We start from the raw sequence: 14,466 nt of genomic DNA, 5'->3' as shown, positions 1-14,466 counted from the left end.
GTAGGGCGCACCCCACCTGAACTGGGGGGACGGCGGGCGTGATCCGCAGGACCGCACGGCGGAGACTCGTGGTGTAAGAGCACACCGGATGGAGGCCGCCATGAGCACCGTCACCAAAAACACCAAGAGCACCGCCACCGAGACGCACAGGACCGACCCGCCGCCCGTCGTGCACACCGCTGCCATGCTCTGGCTGTCGGCGGTGGCGCTCGGCGCGTTCGAGGTCGTCCTGATGGTCTCGCAGGAGCTGCTGGCGAGCACCTCCACGGTCACCGATCTGCTGCCGGGCGTCGGGTTCCGGCTGGCGGTCTTCGGGGGCGCGATCTTCCTGGCGCTGCGGCTGAAGAACGGCCGGAACTGGGCGCGCTGGACGCTCGCGGGCACCCTGGGGGTGCTCGGCACGCTGTCGCTCGTGGTCGAGCCCGTCCGATGGCTGCTGGACGGCGGCTCGATCGCCGAGGCCGTCGCCGGCATGGACGCCGTGAGCTGGGCCTTCGCCTCCAGCCGGATCCTTCATCTGACGGCCGTGCTCGGAGCGATGGCGCTGATGTTCCAGCCCCGGGCCAACGCCTACTTCGCGTCGGCCGGCGCCGCCGCCGGCTGAGGCGCGCGCAGGTTGCGCACGCCAGGGGAGAGCAGCGCGGCGAGCGTGCACAGCACGCTGATGGCGGCGCAGCCGAGCAACGCCCCCTTCGTGCCGAACATCTCCGCCGCCGGCCCCGCCAGCATCAGCCCGATCGGCCCGAACATCAGCGAGCCGAGCATGTCGTACGAGCTGACCCGCGAAAGCGACTCGGCCGGCACCTCCCGCTGCATCGTGGTCTGCCACAACACGCCGAACACGTCGAAGCTGACCCCGAGCACGAACGCCCCGGCCACGATCCCCCAGAGCGGCGCGTCCAGCCCGAGCAGCACGTACGGCAGTGCGATCGGCAGGCAGAGCACCACCGCCACCATGATCGGCCGGCGGGGGCGCAGCCGGATCGAGAGCACAACACCGATGATCATCCCGACGGCCTCGGCCGCGAGGAACACCGACCACGCCACCGGGCCGCCCGCGTTCTCCTCGGCCCACAGCGGGCCGAGGACCCCGTGCCCGGCCTGGACGGCCATGACCAGCAGCGAGAACTGCGCCACGACCACCCAGAGCCACTGCCGCGAGCGGAACTCCCGCCATCCGTCACGGAGGTCGGCCAGCACCGAGTGCTGCTCCTCCTTGGGCCGCTCGCCCGGCGCCGGCCGCAGCATCGCGATCAGCACGCCTGCCACGGCGAACATCGCGCCGCTCACCGCCAGCGCCCAGCCGCCCCCGAACAGCGCCACCGTGCCGCCGCCGAGCACCGCCCCGGCCACCCGCGAGGCGTTCGCTCCCAGGCCGAGCATCGCGTTGCCGGTCTGCAGCCGGTCGTGCGGCACGACCTCGGGAATGATCCCCTGCAGTGCCGGGAACACGACCGCCGCGGCGGTCCCGGCCAGCGCCGCCGCCGCGGCCAGGGCGGGCAGCGGGGTCCAGCCGGTGAGCAGCATGGCGCCGAGTGCGAAGAACGCCGCCGCCATCATGAACTCGCCCGCCATCATCACCCGCTGCCTTGGCAGCCGGTCCGCGATCACGCCGCCGACCAGCATGAACGCGATCATCGGCAGGGACTCGGCCGTGAGCACGATGGACAGCGTGGTGGCGTCCGCGCCGGGCAGGCGGAGGATGCCGAACGCCAGTGCGACGGGCGCGAACGCGGAACCCAGGACGGAAATCGTCCTCGCGGTCAGGAGTAGCGCGAACCGGCGATCCCGGAGCAGCCCGAAATCGCGGACAAAGCTTTGCACCGACGTGAACCCCCTATAAAACGGTCAAACTCTCCTATTCTGCCGTACTTCTTGTCACCCCGTAACAAGACCGATAGAGGAATGTGCAGGGGTTTGGCAAGAATCCAACCCGCCTTCTCCCGTAATTTGCTAGGTCCCTGAACGAGGGGATTCGGCATGCCCGACACGTTGATCGCCCAGGTGGCCCGATGGGCTCGGCGCGCGTGCCCGCGGGCGTACCTGGAGGGCGCCCTTGTTTGAATCCGCGGGCCGGCTGGTCTATCGCGGCAGGTGGACGCTGCTGGTGCTGAGCGTGGTGGCGGCCGTCCTTGTCGCGCCGCTGGGGATGGAGTTGTTCGGGCGGATGGCCGGCGGCGGCTTCGAGGACCCGCGCGCCGACTCCACGACCGCCGCCCGCTGGAACGACGACTGGTACGGCGGCCACGCCCCCGACGTGGTCGTCCTCTACCGGCACCCGACGGTCAAGGCGCGGGATCCCCGGTACAAGAAGGCCGTGCACGAGTCGCTGCGGGCGCTGCCGGGCGAGCACGTGCGCGCGCTGGCCACGTACTGGACGACCGGGTCGAAGTGGATGGTGTCGAAGGACGGGCGGTCGACGTACGCGCTGGTCACTCTCAAAGGCGACAAACAGGCCGCGTACGCCGCGATCGCCGACCGGCTCAGGCGCGTCGGCAACCTGTACGTCGAGGTCGGCGGGTCGGTGCCGCTGCTGAAGGAGCTCAACGACCAGACCGCCGCCGACCTGGCCCGTGCCGAGGCCATCTCCATGCCCGTGCTGCTGGTGCTGCTCGTGATCGTGTTCGGGAGTCTGGTCGCGGCCGGGCTGCCGCTGCTCGTGGGGTTGTTCGCGGTGATCGGCGCGCTGGTCCTGCTGCGGCTGCTCACCGAGGTCACCGAGGTGTCCGTGTTCTCGCTGAACGTCGTCACCATGCTCGGGCTGGGGCTGGCCGTCGACTACTCGCTGTTCGTGCTCAAGGCGTTCAGGGAGGAGATCAGGGGCGGGGCCTCGAACGAGCAGGCCGTGGTGCGGACCATGGCCACGGCGGGACGGACGGTGGCGTTCTCCGGGCTGACGGTGGCCACGGCGCTGCTGGGGCTGCTGCTGTTCCCGCAGATGTTCCTGCGCTCGATCGGGCTCGGCGCGGCCGCCGTGGTGCTGGTCGCGATGGGGGCCGCGCTCGTCGTGCTGCCGGCGGTGCTGGGGATCCTCGGGCGGCGCGTGGACGCCTTGCGGGTCACGCCGCGGTTCGGGCACGGGCGGGGCGGCGGCATGTGGCACGCCGTCGCGTCCAGCGTGATGCGCCGGCCCGTGCTGTACGTGATCGCCGTGACCGCGGTGCTGGTGTCGCTGGCCCTGCCGTTCCTGCACGTCAAGTTCGGCAACGTGGATCATCGGGTGCTGCCGGCCGCCTCCGAGAGCCGGCGCGTGGCCGAGGCCGTCGATCGGGATTTCGCCAGGAACTCCATGGCCGCGATCGACGTCCACCTCCTGGTCGAGCGCTCCTTCATCCAGAAGCCCGCCGTTCCGGGGCCGCTCGGGCAGGGCCATTCGGAGATCAGCGCAGTCACGCCCGTGTCCCCTTCCGACGCCAAGCCGCTAGCCGACCGGCTGCGGCGGCTGCCGCACGTGACCGGTGTCGACGTGGCCGGGTTTTCGCAGGACGACGGGGCCGTGCGGCTCGCCGTCCGCTACGACGTCGATCCCATGTCGGACGAGGCGCAGGAGCTGGTCAGGTCGATCAGAGAGCTGGCGCCGACCGAGCCGAACATGCGGCGGGTCGTGGTCGGCGGGCCCACCGCCGCGCAGCTGGATCTGATGGACAGCCTCGCCGGGACGCTGCCGTGGATGGCGCTGGTGGTGGGGTCGGTGACGGCGGTGCTGTTGTTCGCGGCGTTCGGGTCGGTGGTGTTGCCGCTGAAAGCGCTGCTGATGAACGTCCTGTCGATCGGGGCGTCGTTCGGGGTGATCGTGTGGGCGTTCCAGGACGGGCATTTGGCTTCCTTCCTGGGGTTCACGTCCACCGGTTCCGTCGAGGCGACCGTGACCGTGCTGATCCTGGCCGTGGTGTTCGGTTTGTCCATGGACTACGAGCTGTTCCTGCTGTCGCGGGTGCGGGCGGAGTGGTTGCGGACGGGGGACACTTCGGCGGCCGTGGCGGCGGGGTTGCAGCAGACGGGCGGGGTGATCACCAGTGCGGCGCTGTTGCTGCTCGTGGTCATCGGGGCCTTCTTCACGGCCGGGATCACGGTCGTGAAGTTGCTCGGGGTGGGGATGTTCGTGGCGATCGTGGTGGACGCGACGCTGGTGCGGGCGTTGCTGGTGCCCGCCACCATGCGGCTGATGGGCGACGCCAGCTGGTGGCTTCCCCGCCCGCTGCGTGTTTTCCACCGTCGTGTCGACGCCCACGACCGCCCCGCCAGGATCCGGGAGCCCTCCGCGCCGGCTCGCCCGGCCGCGTCACCAGCGCCCCTCCCGGCCCGCCCCGCGCTCCCGCCGCCCGCGGCAGAGGCGGCCCCCAGCCCCCGGCGCGCGATCGAGGCCGCTGCGGCGGGTGACGACGCCGGGCCGGTGGTGACCGTCAATGGACGGCCCGCCGTCTTCGGCGTGGACACCGACCCCACGCCGCTGACGGCCGAGCACGAGCCTTTCTCCACGATGCGGCCCTCGCTCGTACGGGCCCAGCCCGTCCGCAAGCACCCCTACTCCGGCCGCGTCGAGTCCGCGTCACCACCAGGGAACGCCACCCCCGGCGAGCCCACGTCTCCGGAGGACCCCGGCCCGAAGGACGCGGACGACGGGCCCCGGTGGGTCAGGGTCACGGAGGGACGGACGCGGGTGGTGCGGGCGACCCCGGACGGAACCGGGTGGATGTGGGTGGAGGTGGACTCGTAAGGGGGCGTCGCTGTGCCGCAATATGAGGGAAATCAATGCAACTGGGGCGGCTACTCCGCGTCGAGTACGGCGTGAAGAAGGCCGCCGATCTGATTGAAGGTTGTTGATCGTCCGGATATGGTGCATATGCCCACGATCACCCCCTGGAAGACAGGTGCCATGCGACAGCGGCTGCGGCAGCTCTTCGTCATCGGATTAGCACTCTCACTCCTGGGCGTCGGCGTTCCGGCGTGGTCGGAGGACGACCCGAAAAGTTGTAACGACCTCCTGGCCGGCGACACTCCGGCGTACGTGGTCTGCACGTGGATGGCCACCCCGGAAGAGGCCGCGGACATCGCGAGGTTCTGGCTGGGGAACGACGGCGAGAACCTGAAGGACTCCGGCCCGATGGGCCCGATCACGGTGGACTGCACCCAGCCGGGCAACGAGTGCGTCGTCGACGGTGAGGGCGACGGCGAGCCGCGCGGCGAGGGCGACCCGGACGTCGACGGGGCCGAGGACGGCGGCACCCCCGAATGCCAGAACGGCGAGGAGTGCTACGCCGACCCCCACGAGATCTCCGCCGCCGAGAAGGCCGCCGCCCAGCAGACGCCGGCCGGCCAGGCCGCGCAGGCCGCCGCACAGACCAGCATGCGCCTGTGGATCGAGACCGAGCTGGCCGACGACTACAAGGCGGGCAACCTGGCCGAGGCCGCCAAGAAGATCGCCGCGCTGGCCGCCGCGCAGCCCGGCGTCGTGGGCATCCGGTTCACCTCCCAGCTGGGCTACAACCAGACGTTCGCCACGGCCGACGAGCTGGACAAGTTCGTCGCCGAGACCACGGCCGCGCTGCGCGGCCTGATGCCCGGCAAGAAGCTGGCCGCGCACACGGTGGTGCCGGTGTTCGGCTGCGGTGCGAACGACGCCTGCAAGGCCGAGATCGCCAAGAAGTACCCGCTGCTCGACCCCGACCGCATCGGCGGCTGGCTGGCCAAGGGCTCCATCGACCAGCTCGCCCTCGACAGCGGCCACCTGGCCACCGAGTACGCCACCTGGAAGATCGACGCCACCGAGGCCCGGCGCAACCAGTCCATCCAGGTACGCGCCCGCGCCTGGGACGCCTACGCCCAGATCGCCGCCGAGGACGCGAGCTTCGCCGGCGCCCAGCTCACCGCGGAGCAGGCCACCAAGGCCATCACCGACCGCATCGCCGCCCCGCTCCAGGACGACGCCGCCGAGACGGTCACCCTGTGGACCCGCTGGCAGAACGACCAGGGCCAGGTCAGCCGCGTGTACGGCGAGAAATGGGCGGCCAACGCCACCTGGGACCAGCTCAAGAAGCTCGACTCGGTCCGCGCCCGCCTGGCCACCGTCTACGACCCCGCCAACCCCGAGGTGGACGTGGCCACCGACCTGAAGAACCTCTCCGAGGTGTTCGGCCAGGTCTACCTGCACGCCGCCTGAAACGTCCGCGATCATCGGACCGTGGCATGCCCGTCAGGGTCTTGTCGCGGTCCGGTTTTTGCCGGCGACCACCCCGCAAGACGTTCGACGTTCCGTAAGGAAGGCCGGGCCCTCAGCGCTTGCTGTCCATGACGGCCTGCCGGGCCCGGAGGGCGATCTCCAGTTCGAAACGGATGTCCGGATCGGCGAGCTGGTCGCCGTACAGCTCCTCGAGCTGCCGCAGCCGGTACCGCACGGTCTGTGGGTGCACGTGCAGCCTGGCGGCCACCTCTCCCGCGCCCCTGCCGTGCCGCAGCCAGGCCAGCAACGTCTCCGCGAGCCGGTCCTGCTGGGCGGGCCGCAGGTGGGCCAGGGGCGCGAGGCGTACCTCGGCCAGGGCGCTGACCAGCTCCTCGTCCTTGAACACCACGAGCGTGGCCATGTGGTCCTCGCAGCGCAGGAGCCCGCGCGGCAGCAGGCCGCGCCGCGACAGCTCCAGCGCCTCCCGCGCCCAGCGCAGCGACGTCGCGGCGGCGGCGAGTGGCACGGCCGGGCCGATCGTGCCCCAATGCCCGCGCAGCGCCTGCTCCAGCATCTGCGCCTGGCCCGGGCCGCTGGGGTCGGGCACCAGCAGGCAGGGCGCCGGCCGGTCAAGACCCGACAGCACGTCGGGGGGCAGCGCGGGCAAGCGGCAGGCGCCGCGCTGGGCGGGGACGCGAGAGGGCTGATCGTCGAGGGCCACGCAGGCGACCGTTCTCGGCAACCGCCATCCCGCCGCCTTGGCCAGGTCCGCGATGGCCTCCGGGCTGGCGGGCGGCTGGCTGAGCAGCAGGTCGAGCAGTCGGTTGCGGCGGCGTTCGATCTCGCCGGCCGCGTGCGCCCTGGCCTCCTCGAAGCCCTCCGCCGCCGCGTCGGCGAGCTGGTCGAGATAGACGAAGATGGCCTCGGCCAGGTCGTACAGGGACTGGGGGGACAGCCCGAGCGGGTCGGCGATCTCCGTCAGCCGCCGCCAGCCGACCCGGGCGCCGAGCCGCATCGCCGTCTGCAGCGGCTCCAGGTTGCGGCCCTCGGCGGCCTCGCCCCTGCCTATCATGCGGAACGGCTCGGGGTCCCAGGGCGCGCCCGGGTTCGCGATGTGGTCGAGGAAGCCCTCGATGGCCTGCTCGACCGCCATCCTGATGACCTTGATGTAGAACTCGTCGTCGGGCCGGGCGTACTCGGGGATCCGGGTCTGGATCTCCTCGATCACCTCCTGGGAGACCCGGCCGATGCCCGACCTGAGCGTTTTCACGATGTCCGCGGGTGTACGGCTTTCGCTGCTGTCACTCTTGATGGCCATCGTCCCTCCTGCCGCCATTGTTGCGCAGGCGACAGTGGTTTTGTAGCAAATGCTTGGTTTGCTATCACTTCTGGATGAAGGCCCCGAACTCCTCCATGTCGATCAGCCCGTCGCCGTCCTTGTCGAGCTTGCGCACCCCTTCCTGTGCCGCCTCCAGCGTCACCGGCTGGCCGAGCACCTCCATGAGGCGTACGAGCTCGGTTGCGGAGATGCGGCCGTCGTTGTCGGCGTCGATCAGGTCGAAGGTGATCGCGTAGTCGCTCATGCGCCCTCCTCCGTCGGTCGCATGAACGACAGTCGGCTGTGTTTGATTTGTCGCTCGCTTCGCTCGCTCATGGAGTCGCCCTTCTGCGGGATCCGATGTCGCGTCAGACCTTAGTGGCGACTTGTCGTAGCGCGTCAATGAATGCCGCTACTTGTGGGCTCTTATCCCCTGCGCCACATGATGATCTCCATCAACCGGACACAGCCGAGGATCTTCCAGCTCGACACGGGAGCGACGACGGCCGGCCTCAGCATGCAGCTCGGCGGTGATCCGGTCGACGCCGTCGTTGAGTTTCATCACCCGTTCGCCTCGTTCCAGGAGCCGGGTGACCGGCCGGAAGTTGCCCGCGGTGGTGCGGTTGATCGCGGCCCGGGGAAGGCAGGATCGCCGGAAAGATCTTGTTTGCAGGTGGAATCTCATCGAGGGCGATGGGCCCGGATGTCCACAGGGCGTCCATCGGGATCGCGAGCCGTCATCGTCCATTGCGTGGGCAGTGTCTCGATCTGTCCGACCGGCCGCCCGGCATCCAGAATCCGTTCGCGAAGCTCACACAGTTGTTCGTATGTGCCCACGCGCAGTCCCCAACCCGCCCGGTTCAGGGGATCAAGATCGAGGGCGGGGACGGTAGCGGTTTCGGCGATCATCAGATGGTCGGCCCCGCCGACATCGAGGACTGCGATCCGAGGATCAGCAGAGGTTGCAGCGCGCTCGAACGCGAGCGTTGCTCCGAGCAACTCCGTGTAGTACGCCACGAGCTGGTCGAGTTCGGTCGTGGACAGTGTCAGATGGTTGATTCCGAGCAGATCGGTCATGATCAACCGAGCGTAGCTCAGCCACATCACGATCTTGCTCTCGGGATCGAAGACCCCTTCTGACGGGCGTGTGGGCGGTGGGGTGTCTGTGAGCTCTGAAGGCGCCGAGGGTCTGCTTTCTATCGGGTCTTCTGCACGTGGGTGGTGTCGGTGTCGAGGAGGGCGCCGTCGGCGCTGGTCGGCGCGATTTCCGGCACAGGGATGCCGTGCTGGTCGACAAGGGTGGAGTGGGTCTCGCCGGGCGCGTAGGCGTGGCGTTCTCCCCACTGTCGCAGGGTGAGGATGACTGGGAAGAGGTCGCGGCCGGCGTCGGTGAGCACGTACTCCCGGCGGCGGCCCGATGGTGCGGTGCGCTGGGCGAGGAGCCCGTGAGCGGTGAGCTTGCGGAGGCGATCGGTGAGGATGTTGCGGGCGATGCCGGTGCGTCGCTGGAACTCGGTGAAGGATCGTGCCCCGTCCATCGCGTCGCGGATGACGAGAAGGCTCCACCTGTCGCCGACGAGGTCGAGCGTGCGGGCGACGGGGCAGTCGGGGTCGGTCCAGTCGAGGTTCGGGGCGCGCATGGTGGTGCGCGACATGACACCTCCCGATGAGTTGCGGATTGAAACCATTATGCCGTACGGTCAAATTAGTTTCAATATGCTACTGATTGGGATTGGAGTGCGATGGACGTGTGGCGGCGGTTGCTGCTCGCGGTGGTGTGTGGTGTCGCTGTGGCGAGCATCTACGCCTCCCAGCCAGTTCTGGAGCCGATGGGACACGATCTCGGCGTGCCGGCAGAACTCACGGGGTGGATCGTCGCGACCGGCCAGATCGGCTATCTGGCAGGGCTGGTGCTGCTGGTGCCGCTTGGCGATGTGGTCGACAGGCGCCGACTCATCGCCGTGCACCTGGCGCTCACCGCAGTGGGCCTGATCCTGACGGCCTCGGCGTCAGCCGCATGGGTGGCGTTCGTGGGGCTCGCGGTGGCTGGGGTGTTCGCGGTCGTGGTGCAGACCACGGTGGCCTACGCCGCGTCGGTCTCACTGCCTGCCGAACGCGGACGGAACATCGGTGTCGTGACCTCGGGCGTTGTGGTCGGCATCCTTGGCGCGCGGGTCGTCACCGGCACGCTCGCCGAGGTGTGGGGCTGGCGGAGCGTCTATGCCGTGCTCGCGGTGCTGTCACTCGGGCTCACGGTCCTCGTCCTCGTCTTACTACCGTCAGAGGAGCGCCCCAACCGGCCTGCGGGGTACAGGCGGGCCGTCGTCTCACTCCGCGGACTGTTCGGGCAGCGCATCTTCCTGACGCGCGGGCTCATCACGTTCTTCTTGTTCGCATCGTTCGGAACGCTGTGGAGCGGACTGTCCCTGCCGCTGGCGGACAGGCCGTGGCAGCTGAGCGAGAGCCAGATCGGACTGTTCGGCATCGCCGGACTCGCCGGCGCACTCGGCGCGGCACGCTCGGGACGGTGGGCGGATGCGGGACGGGCGGCCCCGATCACCGGTCTCGCGCTCACCCTGCTCATCCTCTCGTGGGCGGCGACCGCGCAGCTGCCGTGGTCACTGTGGCTCCTCGTCGTCGGAATCGTGGTTCTCGACTTCGCGGTCCAGGCTGTGCATGTGAGCAACCAGCACCTGCTCACCGTCGCGCATCCGGATCGCACCAGCAGCGTCATCGGCAGCTACATGGTCTTCTACTCGCTCGGCTCCGCCCTCGGCGCAGCCGCAACCACCGCCATCTTCACCGCCCACGGCTGGGCGGGCTCCAGTCTCCTCGGGGCCGGATTCGCGGCCTGCGCGCTGGCCGTCTGGGCGACCGACAGGCGACTACCCCTCGATAGCGCGAACCTCCGATCCCAGAGCCCCGAGTTGCAACACGGTTGAACCGGGGAGAGAACGATGCCGGGGCATGCCGATGAGGATCGGCCCCAGGCTGCTGCGGTCGTAGAAGTCGTGGACCTGATCGAGGGTGCGGCTCGGTGTGGCAGCACCGTGGCACCTGTGCCCGCGCCGCCGCGTCCGTGGCCTTGGTTTCGCGGCGGCCCCCCGGACCCCGGGATGCTAGGCCGATTCCGGCGAGCTCGCATATGGATCGTTCCAGAGCGGTTGAGGATATGCCGGACGGCAGATGGCCAGGCGCCCCCGGCCGCAAGCTCGGACTGCTCCGCCAGGTCCGTGAGCTGCGGATTCGCGTCCGTTTCAGCCCTGTCTGCCGGGTAGGTGCGGGCTCGCAGAAGGGAGACTGACATGTGTCTGAGCTGTGGCTGTGGAGAGCCTGACAACGATCACGGCAACAAGGCCAACATCACCGCACAGGACCTGCAAAGCGCCGCTCAAGCGGCGGACATCAGCCCGCAGGAGGCCGCCGACAACATCCAGGCCGGAATCGTCGGCGCCGGCTAGAGGCGCCGGCGCGCCACGTGGCCCAGCGCATCGGCCGGGTCGATGCGCTGGGTCCCGGCGACGGACGCGCTACTGCGCCTGCCGGTGCACGGCCCGGCGCGTCTCGTACCAGGCGTCGCCGACCGGCTCGCCCGCCAGATTCCAGCTCCACGACACCGTCGGGTTGACTCGGCTGTAGAGTCCGGGCCCGATCAGTCCGACCCGTTCGACCGGCTGCTCGGCCACGCCGTAGACCCGCACGCCGCGCGCTGCGAACGGGTCGAGCGACACCAGGTCGTCGACGACCAGGGCGACCTTGAGCCGGCCGGCCCGCAGGTTGCGGAATTTGCGGGTGCTCAGGACCTGCTCGCCGGCGCCGCCGATCCAGAAGCCCTTCCCGTCGCACTCGAACGCGACCGGCACCACGTCCGGCTGCCCGTCATCGGACAGGGTCGCCAGCCGGGCGAGCGGCTGCGACTGCAAGTAGGCGATCTCTTCTTCGGTGAACGACATTCCGGGTCGCTCCTTTCGCATGGTTCACTCCAGGGGTTACACGAACGGTGTCCCGCCGGATCGACAAGCGGGAGACGAAAGAGGAGGTCCAGGTGCCGATACCCGTGATCCTCGACTGTGACCCCGGACACGACGACGTCTTCGCGATCTGGCTGGCCGCCGGGCATCCGGGGATCGACCTCCGCGCGATCACCACCGTCGGCGGCAACGGCCGGCTGGCGCACACCACCTACAACGCGAGGGTGGTGACCGGGCTGGCGGGCATCACGGACGTGCCGATCTCGCCGGGTGCCCCCGGCCCGCTGGTACGGGCGCTGTCCCCGGCCGAGTGGATCCACGGCGGCAACGCGCTCGGCGGGCCGGAGCTGCCGGCGCCGACCGTGGAGGCGGATCTCCGTCCCGCGATCGAGCTCATCCGGGACACCGTGGACGCCGCCGACGAGGACGTCACGATCATCGCCACCGGCCCGCTCACGAACATCGCGACGTTCGTCCGGATATATCCGGACCGGCTGTCGAAGATCCGGGAGATCGTCTGGATAGGCGGCTCCACCGGCCGGGGCAACGTCACGCCGTACGCCGAGTTCAACTGCTGGTGCGACCCCGAGGCCGCGTCCATCGTGCTCGGGTCCGGGCCGCCGTTCACCATGATCGGCCTGAACGTCACCCACCAGGCCCTCGTCACCCAAGAGGTGATCGGGCGCATGAGCGCGATCCGCACGCTCGCCTGAACGCATCGGTCCGGGGTAGCTGCGACGCATGCGACTGACGTACACCTCCGACGTCTGGTACAAGAACGCCGTCGTCTACTGCCTGGACGTGGAGACGTTCAAGGACGGCAACGGGGACGGCGTGGGCGACTTCCGCGGGCTGACACAGCAGATCGACTACCTCGCCGGCCTCGGCGTGACGTGCCTCTGGCTCATGCCGTTCTTTCCCACCCCGAACCGGGACGACGGCTACGACATCACCGACTTCTACAGCATCGACCCGCGGCTGGGCACGCTGGGTGACTTCGTGGAGTTCATGCGCACCGCCCACGACCGCGGCCTGCGGGTGATCGCGGATCTTGTCGTCAACCACACCTCCGACCAGCACCCATGGTTCACGGAATCGCGGTCGAGCAAGGACTCCCCGCTGCGCGACTGGTACGTCTGGTCCGACACCCCCGAGCCGGACGACCCCAGCCAGGTGGTCTTCCCGGACCAGGAGAACTCCTTCTGGGAGTACGACGAGGGATCGGGACAGTACTACCTGCACAGCTTCTACCGGCACCAGCCGGACCTGAACGTCGGCAACCCCGAGGTCAGGGACGAGATCGCGCGCATCCTCGGCTTCTGGATGGAGCTGGGCCTGTCGGGGTTCCGCGTGGACGCCGTGCCGTTCCTCATCGAGAACGTCAACCCGAAGCTCGCCAACCCGCACGAGTTCCTGCAGGATTTGCGGGCGTTCATGACCCGGCGCAAGGGCGGGTCGATCCTGCTCGGCGAGGTCAACGTCCCGTACAAGGAGTTGATCCGATATTTCGGCGACGGCCTCGGCGACCAGATCACTGTGTGCTTCGACTTCATCGGCATGCAGAACGCCTGGCTCGCGATGGCCCGCCAGGACGCCCGCCCCCTCGCCGCCGCCCTCCGCGAGCGCCCTTCGCCGCCGAAGGACTGCCAGTGGGCCATGTTCCTGCGCAACCACGACGAGCTCACCCTAGACAAGCTGACCGAGGACGAGCGGCAGGAGATCTTCCGCGCGTTCGGCCCGCACGAGAGCATGCAGATCTTCGGCCGGGGGCTGCGCCGCCGCCTGCCGTCCATGCTCGGCGGGGACCTGCGGCGCATCAAGATGGCCTACAGCCTGCTGTTCTCACTGCCCGGCACTCCTGTGATCTTCTACGGCGAGGAGATCGGCATGGGGGAGAACCTCGACGAGGAAGGCCGCATGGCGGTCCGCATCCCGATGCAGTGGTCGGACGACGGCGGCTTCAGCCAGGCGGAGCCGGTACGCGAGATCCCCGAGGGCTCCTTCGCCCCCGACCGGGTGAACGTGGCCGACCAGAAACGGGACACGAACTCGCTGCTGCGCTGGTTCCAGCTCCTCATCGAGCGTTACCGGGAGTGCCCCGAGCTGGCGTGGGGCGACTACACGGTGCTGGACAGCGGCCACCACGCGGTCCTGGCCCACCGCTGCGACGTCGACGGTGCCACGATGGTGATCGCGCACAACCTCTGCGACACGGCGCTGGACGTGGAGCTGTCGCTGTCGGGGCTGGAGCGCTGCCAGCTGACGGACCTGCTGGTGGATCGAGCGCTCGAGGTCTCGGACGACGGCGTGGTACGCGTGCCGATGGACCCGCACGGCTGCCGCTGGCTCCGCGCCTCACCCCGGGAGATCCCCCCGGAGGACGCCTCGGTCAAGTCCCAGTAGCGGCCGGCCAGGCGGACATCGCCAGCGTGGCGATGCGAAGCAGCTCGGCATGCCCGGCCCCGTCGCGGGCCTGCGTGGACATGCCCTGGATCACCGACGCGTAGAACCCGGCCAGCCCTTCCGTGTCCGTGCCGGCCGGGATGCGCCCCGCCGCCATGTCGTCGTCGATCCGCCGCTTGAGCGCCGCCTTGCTCGCCTGCCTGAATCCGCGCAGCAGCTCCTCCACCTCCGCGGACTCCGGCCCGCAGTTCACCGCCGCTGAGATGATCAAGCAGCCTCTCGGGTGCTCCTCGCTCGCGTACTCCGCGGCCGCCTCCCGCAGCACCCGCTCGATCGCGCGCCGCCCGGTCGGCTCCTCTGCCAGCGCGCGGGTGGTGAAGGCGCCGTAGGTCTCCTGGTAGCGGCTCACCGCCTCCTCGAACAGCCGCCGCTTGTCCCCGAAGGCCGCGTACAGGCTGGGTGGCCTGATCCCCATCGCGGTGGTGAGGCCGGCGATCGAGGTCGCCTCGTAGCCGTGCCGCCAGAACTCCCGCAACGCGGTCTCCAGCGCCGTGTCCCGGTCGAATGCTCGCTGCCTGGCCATGGACCCATTCTATAGCGATCGCTATGATACG

General features: G+C 69.5%; 15 protein-coding genes. 7 read left to right on the top strand and 8 right to left on the bottom strand.

Going from position 1 to position 14,466, the window contains the following annotated elements:
- Positions 1-100: 100 nt before the first annotated feature.
- Positions 101-604, top strand: coding sequence for a hypothetical protein (locus tag ACIBX3_RS43255; RefSeq protein WP_397126427.1), 504 nt, complete (start codon positions 101-103; stop codon positions 602-604).
- On the opposite strand, the gene ACIBX3_RS43250 is transcribed toward ACIBX3_RS43255, so the two are convergent.
- Entirely contained in the window at positions 571-1,824 is a 1,254-nt protein-coding gene (locus tag ACIBX3_RS43250; protein WP_397126426.1) for an MFS transporter, read from the bottom strand. The genes ACIBX3_RS43255 and ACIBX3_RS43250 overlap by 34 nt on opposite strands.
- Before the next feature lie 232 nt (positions 1,825-2,056).
- Between ACIBX3_RS43250 and ACIBX3_RS43245 the strand changes: the two genes are divergently transcribed.
- Both ACIBX3_RS43245 and ACIBX3_RS43240 read left to right on the top strand, forming a co-directional pair.
- Positions 2,057-4,717 (top strand): MMPL family transporter, encoded by a 2,661-nt coding sequence (locus tag ACIBX3_RS43245; RefSeq protein ID WP_397126425.1) that lies wholly within the window; start codon positions 2,057-2,059, stop codon positions 4,715-4,717.
- A gap of 159 nt (positions 4,718-4,876) precedes the next feature.
- Positions 4,877-6,160 carry a hypothetical protein gene (locus tag ACIBX3_RS43240; protein WP_397126424.1) on the top strand — a complete coding sequence of 428 codons (1,284 nt, stop codon included), beginning with the start codon at positions 4,877-4,879 and terminating at the stop codon, positions 6,158-6,160.
- 112 nt (positions 6,161-6,272) lie between these two features.
- On the opposite strand, the gene ACIBX3_RS43235 is transcribed toward ACIBX3_RS43240, so the two are convergent.
- The 5 genes from ACIBX3_RS43235 to ACIBX3_RS43215 all read right to left on the bottom strand — a co-directional run bounded on the left by ACIBX3_RS43235 (position 6,273) and on the right by ACIBX3_RS43215 (position 9,133).
- Positions 6,273-7,478, bottom strand: coding sequence for a PucR family transcriptional regulator (locus ACIBX3_RS43235; RefSeq protein ID WP_397126423.1), 1,206 nt, complete (start codon positions 7,476-7,478; stop codon positions 6,273-6,275).
- 64 nt (positions 7,479-7,542) lie between these two features.
- Positions 7,543-7,743, bottom strand: coding sequence for an EF-hand domain-containing protein (locus tag ACIBX3_RS43230; protein ID WP_397126422.1), 201 nt, complete (start codon positions 7,741-7,743; stop codon positions 7,543-7,545).
- Between the two features lie 147 nt (positions 7,744-7,890).
- Complete coding sequence (locus tag ACIBX3_RS43225) at positions 7,891-8,163, bottom strand: hypothetical protein (RefSeq protein WP_397126421.1); 273 nt, start codon at positions 8,161-8,163, stop codon at positions 7,891-7,893.
- Positions 8,160-8,555, bottom strand: a complete 396-nt coding sequence (locus ACIBX3_RS43220) for a VOC family protein (RefSeq protein WP_397126420.1) — start codon at positions 8,553-8,555, stop codon at positions 8,160-8,162. Before ACIBX3_RS43220 ends, ACIBX3_RS43225 begins: the two co-directional genes overlap by 4 nt.
- Positions 8,556-8,674: 119 nt before the next feature.
- Complete coding sequence (locus ACIBX3_RS43215) at positions 8,675-9,133, bottom strand: winged helix-turn-helix transcriptional regulator (RefSeq protein ID WP_397126419.1); 459 nt, start codon at positions 9,131-9,133, stop codon at positions 8,675-8,677.
- Positions 9,134-9,220: 87 nt separating this feature from the next.
- On the opposite strand from ACIBX3_RS43215, the gene ACIBX3_RS43210 reads away from it, so the two are divergent.
- Both ACIBX3_RS43210 and ACIBX3_RS43205 read left to right on the top strand, forming a co-directional pair.
- On the top strand, positions 9,221-10,420 hold the full coding sequence (locus ACIBX3_RS43210; protein WP_397126418.1) for an MFS transporter: 1,200 nt from the start codon (positions 9,221-9,223) through the stop codon (positions 10,418-10,420).
- Positions 10,421-10,783: 363 nt separating this feature from the next.
- Positions 10,784-10,939, top strand: coding sequence for a hypothetical protein (locus ACIBX3_RS43205; RefSeq protein WP_397126417.1), 156 nt, complete (start codon positions 10,784-10,786; stop codon positions 10,937-10,939).
- A 69-nt stretch (positions 10,940-11,008) separates the two neighbouring features.
- On the opposite strand, the gene ACIBX3_RS43200 is transcribed toward ACIBX3_RS43205, so the two are convergent.
- Positions 11,009-11,431, bottom strand: a complete 423-nt coding sequence (locus ACIBX3_RS43200; protein ID WP_397126416.1) for a PPOX class F420-dependent oxidoreductase — start codon at positions 11,429-11,431, stop codon at positions 11,009-11,011.
- Between the two features lie 92 nt (positions 11,432-11,523).
- Here ACIBX3_RS43200 and ACIBX3_RS43195 point away from each other — a divergent pair, with 92 nt between their 5' ends.
- Positions 11,524-12,162, top strand: coding sequence for a nucleoside hydrolase (locus ACIBX3_RS43195; RefSeq protein ID WP_397126415.1), 639 nt, complete (start codon positions 11,524-11,526; stop codon positions 12,160-12,162).
- A 28-nt stretch (positions 12,163-12,190) separates the two neighbouring features.
- The gene (locus tag ACIBX3_RS43190) at positions 12,191-13,852 is read left to right on the top strand and encodes an alpha-amylase family protein (RefSeq protein WP_397126414.1); all 1,662 of its coding nucleotides are present in this window, start codon (positions 12,191-12,193) and stop codon (positions 13,850-13,852) included.
- On the opposite strand, the gene ACIBX3_RS43185 is transcribed toward ACIBX3_RS43190, so the two are convergent.
- Complete coding sequence (locus ACIBX3_RS43185) at positions 13,839-14,435, bottom strand: TetR/AcrR family transcriptional regulator (RefSeq protein WP_397126413.1); 597 nt, start codon at positions 14,433-14,435, stop codon at positions 13,839-13,841. The two genes, ACIBX3_RS43190 and ACIBX3_RS43185, sit on opposite strands and share 14 nt — an antisense overlap.
- Between the last annotated feature and the right edge of the window lie 31 nt (positions 14,436-14,466).

The sequence above is a fragment of the Nonomuraea sp. NPDC049480 genome (genome assembly GCF_044465905.1).
GTDB lineage: Bacteria > Actinomycetota > Actinomycetes > Streptosporangiales > Streptosporangiaceae > Nonomuraea.
The sequence above is the reverse complement of the archived record's forward strand: the minus strand, read 5'-3'. Positions and strand labels throughout refer to the sequence as shown.

Excerpts from the sequence above, each read along its gene's own strand:
- ACIBX3_RS43220 (WP_397126420.1), bottom strand. The coding sequence starts at position 8,555 with ATGACCGATCTGCTCGGAATCAACCATCTGACACTGTCCACGACCGAA.
- ACIBX3_RS43240 (WP_397126424.1), top strand. The coding sequence starts at position 4,877 with ATGCGACAGCGGCTGCGGCAGCTCTTCGTCATCGGATTAGCACTCTCA.
- ACIBX3_RS43210 (WP_397126418.1), top strand. The coding sequence starts at position 9,221 with ATGGACGTGTGGCGGCGGTTGCTGCTCGCGGTGGTGTGTGGTGTCGCT.
- ACIBX3_RS43205 (WP_397126417.1), top strand. The coding sequence starts at position 10,784 with ATGTGTCTGAGCTGTGGCTGTGGAGAGCCTGACAACGATCACGGCAAC.
- ACIBX3_RS43215 (WP_397126419.1), bottom strand. The coding sequence starts at position 9,133 with ATGTCGCGCACCACCATGCGCGCCCCGAACCTCGACTGGACCGACCCC.
- ACIBX3_RS43230 (WP_397126422.1), bottom strand. The coding sequence starts at position 7,743 with ATGAGCGACTACGCGATCACCTTCGACCTGATCGACGCCGACAACGAC.
- ACIBX3_RS43200 (WP_397126416.1), bottom strand. The coding sequence starts at position 11,431 with ATGTCGTTCACCGAAGAAGAGATCGCCTACTTGCAGTCGCAGCCGCTC.
- ACIBX3_RS43255 (WP_397126427.1), top strand. The coding sequence starts at position 101 with ATGAGCACCGTCACCAAAAACACCAAGAGCACCGCCACCGAGACGCAC.
- ACIBX3_RS43185 (WP_397126413.1), bottom strand. The coding sequence starts at position 14,435 with ATGGCCAGGCAGCGAGCATTCGACCGGGACACGGCGCTGGAGACCGCG.
- ACIBX3_RS43225 (WP_397126421.1), bottom strand. The coding sequence starts at position 8,163 with ATGAGATTCCACCTGCAAACAAGATCTTTCCGGCGATCCTGCCTTCCC.
- ACIBX3_RS43190 (WP_397126414.1), top strand. The coding sequence starts at position 12,191 with ATGCGACTGACGTACACCTCCGACGTCTGGTACAAGAACGCCGTCGTC.
- ACIBX3_RS43235 (WP_397126423.1), bottom strand. The coding sequence starts at position 7,478 with ATGGCCATCAAGAGTGACAGCAGCGAAAGCCGTACACCCGCGGACATC.